General features: G+C 46.7%; 4 protein-coding genes. 1 reads left to right on the forward strand and 3 read right to left on the reverse strand.

All coding sequences use genetic code 11. The features are described from left to right. Nucleotides 1–623: transposase (locus AB7S66_RS11465; RefSeq protein WP_428520130.1), on the forward strand; the 623-nt coding region annotated here is incomplete at its 5' end. Nucleotides 624–1191: 568 nt separating this feature from the next. Here AB7S66_RS11465 and AB7S66_RS11470 read toward each other — a convergent pair. The 3 genes from AB7S66_RS11470 to AB7S66_RS11480 are packed head-to-tail and all read right to left on the reverse strand — an operon-like array spanning nt 1192 to nt 4245. Further along, nucleotides 1192–2130, reverse strand: a complete 939-nt coding sequence (locus tag AB7S66_RS11470; protein WP_428520132.1) for an ABC transporter permease — start codon at nt 2128–2130, stop codon at nt 1192–1194. Then, nucleotides 2123–3070: an ABC transporter ATP-binding protein gene (locus AB7S66_RS11475; protein ID WP_428520134.1), complete on the reverse strand. Its 948-nt coding sequence runs from the start codon at nt 3068–3070 to the stop codon at nt 2123–2125. Before AB7S66_RS11475 ends, AB7S66_RS11470 begins: the two co-directional genes overlap by 8 nt. A gap of 14 nt (nt 3071–3084) precedes the next feature. Continuing rightward, a complete protein-coding gene (locus AB7S66_RS11480; RefSeq protein WP_428520136.1) occupies nt 3085–4245 on the reverse strand; it encodes an NEW3 domain-containing protein in 1161 nt (386 codons plus the stop codon). Nucleotides 4246–4430 lie beyond the last annotated feature (185 nt).

Raw genomic sequence — 4430 nt, forward strand, 5'->3', positions numbered from 1 at the left:
ACCAGATCGGTCAGGTGACCGACCAATTGGAGCAATGCAAGCAGAGGTTGAGGGATATCTGCCTATCGCACCCAAAAGAGGCTCTTTCCCTGCTCTCAATTCCCGGAATCGGCTTGATGACGGCCGCTTCCCAGATTGCCTTCCTCGGTGACGGGTCCCGATTCGACTCCCCCGACAGTTACGTGAACTATGTCGGACTCTCGGAAAGGAGGTTTGACTCGGGCAACAAGGTAAGCAAGGGTCATATATCCCATATGGGCAACAAGTGCATCAGGAGAAACATCATCCAGGCGGCTTGGGCTGCTTCAAAAACGACAAAATGCAACCCGCTTTTTGAAAGATACGAGCATTTGAGACTGAGAGGTAAGGGCAAGCCTGTTGCGGCTGTCGCAGTAGCCAAGAAGATGATCCAGTTGAGCTACATCCTGGTGAGAAACAATGGAATCTACGAGTTCACCAAGCAACAAGGTCTTGCAGCCTTCAGGAAAAGACTCCAGTACCATAAGCTTGCAGAATTGTTGGATTATCTGCCTGAACCAATCAGGATGCAGATGGAGGAGATTGACAGGACAAAAAGGGAAGAGGCAGCTGCAACTACCTCTCGCTCCAAAAAACTCGCATAATCTTTGTAGCTAAAGTATAACACTGTTCTCGGAATCTGCAAGCCATCGGGTAGCTGTATGGGTGTGCCCCAAAATGTATATTATCTATGACTGAAAGAGAAAAGTACAATTCTCGGAACTTTGAGCTTGACAACAGTAGCCAAATAAAAACTTCGGTAGTGTTTTTCAAAGCTCAGCGAGAATACATCTCATCCTTGGTCAACAGGGCATGAAGAGTCCTTACGAGCTTGATCCAGTGCTTCCATGGTTCCAGATGACCTTCCTGCTCCTGAAGGGTTTACTTCTTCACATCCGATAAAGATAAATACCGGTGATGGAATAGAACAAATAGTAAAAGATTCCTACGAGTCGTACTTCTTCCTAAGGGCTGGGAACATATGTTGCGAAATTTTCATACTTAATTAGTGCAGTGGCAAATAGTGATTTATCAAGGGAAGGAAATAGATAAAATGAAATAGCATTGAAAGATACCATGTTACAAATGCCAATTTTCGATTGAAATAAACATGGCCAATAGGAATTGATGTGGAGTCGTTATCCATTTCTGATATAACGACTCCAGATACATTTACATCCTGATCTCTTTCCTTTGGAACAGCACATATGCCAGCACAAACAACAGGATGATTGTTGCCAGGAAGGCAGTGAGGTGTGGCCATATCAGCAACATGCTCTGCCCAAAGGGTAGTGGACTGCCCATGATAGCTCCCTGCAATTGGCTGAAGAGAACCACTCCCAGGGATCTGGTTGAGGGATTCAGGATTGCCAATGCCGACTCTGTATAGAGTCTGTAGGGCGAAACCCTTCCCAGTACCACCTCCAGTTTTGCACTCTGGAAGCTGTCTCCTCCTCCAAAAGCGTATGCAAGGAGTTGGGAGATCATGGGCCAGAAGATCATGAAGAAGAGCCATATGGCAATTGATACCAATGCTGATACTGCACTCTGTCGGAATATGATGGAGAACATCATACCAACCAGATACCAGAGCAATGCGTAGAGCAGGGTGACTATATAGAATGCAAAGGCCCTTGCAATCTGTTCTCCAGATGGTGGTACCCCGAGGAACAGCATTGCGCATCCAATGACCAACAGCCAAAGTGCTAGTAATATAATCGCCATAGCACTTACTGCTCCCAAAGCTTTTCCAAAGAGCAGGACATCCCGATAGATCGGCTGTGAAAGTATTCTTCCCAGCGTCCTGTTCTGGTACTCTGAGTTAATCGCATCAAACCCGAGGGCGATGCCAGTCAGGGGAACCAGAAAGGAGATGAAAGAAAGAAATGACGGGATGGGGTCTTGGCTGATCGTGAAGAGAGTGAGCAGCATGAATGAGTCTTCCCCGACAAATGAGCGAAGTGTCTGGGCTGCGACATACATGCTGGCTCCTGCTGTGAGGATGATAAGGAACATCAGGATGATCATCCTGATATTTCCTGCATAATCCTGCATCTCTTTCAGCCAGATTACTTTCAAGCCAGTCAATGCAGAACCCTCACGTTTATTCATTGCTCGCCTCCTTGTATGCCAACTGATAGATCTCATTCAGTGAGTGCTTCTTCAATTCAAGTGATGTGAGATTGCATCCTGCACTGAATATCTGCTGGGCAAGGTTTTGCCTGATATCTTCACTGGCTGTGACCAGATAGCGATGTTCACCTGTCTTATTTACTTCTATCACTCCTTTCTGTTTCTTCAGAAGGAGTTCCAGGTTTTCCTTGCCCTCTGCCTGCAAGTCTATAAGAACCTCCTTGCCGAAGTGTTCCTCTCCAAGTGAATCCACAGAACCAAAGCTGATCAACTTCCCTTCTGAGAAGAGTCCGACCCGGTCACAGACAGACTGTACCTCATCCAGCTGATGGCTGGAGAGGAGGAAGGTCATCCCTTCGCTGTCACGAAGGGAAGCGATCAGGGAGAGGAATTCTCGGATGGACTGGGGATCGAGCCCTTGGGTTGGCTCATCCAAGATGGCGATCCTCGGTTTCTTGACCAGCAACTCAGCAAGTCCCAACCTACGTTTCATACCATGTGAATATGTCTTTACCTTGTCATGCATACGATCAGTCAATCGCATCTTGGCAATTGATTCCTTGATGCGTTTTTCCCTTTCCTCTGCATTCAGGCCAAGGAATCTGGCTGTATAATCGAGGTTCTCATAGGCTGTCATGTACTCATAGAAACCTATGGTGTCAGGCATATAACCCACCTGTTTTTTTACCGCCAACGGTTTGCGGAATGGATCGTGGCCTAACACTTCCACAGTTCCCTCCGTACTCTCCAGGAGTCCCAGCAGCATAAGGATGGTGGTGGTCTTTCCCGATCCATTGGGCCCTAGCAGCCCAAAGATTTCTCCTTCCTTGAGGGAAAAGGAGATATCGTCAACTGCCTTAACCCCCTTGCGGTACTGTTTTGACAGATGGGAAACGTTCAGTACGATTTCGTTACCCATTGTAATACCTCCTGTTATCGACGTCCAAACTTCTTCACTGCAAATACCAACAGAACTGCTGCAGCAGCGATGATGCCTACTGATACAATGCCCCACAGAGAGGAGGTACGAACAGTAATCCTGAATTTCTCTGAAATATTGCCTGCATTCTCGCTATTCGCCTTGAGTGTGAGACTGTAGTCTCCTGTAAGTGCTTCACTGGAGGGCTTGACGGTTGCTTTCACCGTTATTTTCTCTCCTGCCGGGAGCGATTCCACCACAGAGGGATCATAGGAAACTGTCCAGTTGGAGGGAGTGTAGGAGGAGAGCTCAATGTGTTTGGCTTCTGCACTACCGGTATTTTCCAATTCCAAGTCCAGGACTTTTTCTTTTCCTGCAACAGCGCTGGCACTGAGCAAGCCACCCTGTCCTGTAAGACTGAGTTTTGCCTGGCCTTGTACTTCAAGGGTGACCGGTATAGAAGCCTCAGCTCCAGAGGAACGTGCGGTTACCGTAATGGGATAGCTACCCTCAGCTATACCGGAGGAGGGCGATACCGTTACCTGGATGGTTTTTGACGACCCAGCATTCAAGGAAAGGGTATTCAGCGTCTTCGACCCATACTGTTCCTTGAACGATGCATAGAATCCCTGGGGCACATCGGCATAGAGGTCAATGAGTGTCTCTGCTGCACTGTTGTTCCTGAGTGTGACGTTGAATGTGAAATCAGAAGAGGGATCTCCCTTGATAACTGGTAGTTCAGTATCGAGTGCGAGCCTTTGAGGGAGTTTTCTTCCCATGGTAACGGTAAGCGGCAGTGTGAAGGATGCATCATCTTCTCCCTCTGCATGTACAGAGAAGTTATAGGTGGCTTCTTTGTCAGTAGCCTCAGGAATTACCCAGAGCTGAACATTGGACGTTGACTCAGGTTCAGCAAAGACTGCATTTACCAAGCCTCCTCCACCGACAAATTGGTATTCCCATCCTCTGGGTAATCCTGTCAATGAAAGATTGACCCGCTGCGGGGCAAGGTTGTAGTTCTTTACCTTGAGGTCGAAGGTGATCATGTCAGTGGAGCTGACATTCAGGGAAGGATAGTTGGTAGATATTGAAAGTCCTTCGTAGTCAGCAAAGAGTGGCATGACTACAACCATGAAGATAAGAAGCAAACCAAACATCCGATTGTTCCGTTTCATGATACATATTCCTCCGCATTATTTGGTGAATGATCTAATTCTAATGGGAGGAATAAAAACAAAACCAGAAATCGTCAAGTTTGAGTCATCTTCAAATATCTTTACAAATTCAAATTATTTTCACATAAAGATGAGATTCTTCACATTTCTCAAGCAGAAAGTTCAAAGAATCTTACCAGATATTT

This window comes from Sphaerochaeta sp. (assembly GCF_050178175.1).
Classification (GTDB): Bacteria; Spirochaetota; Spirochaetia; order Sphaerochaetales; family Sphaerochaetaceae; genus Sphaerochaeta.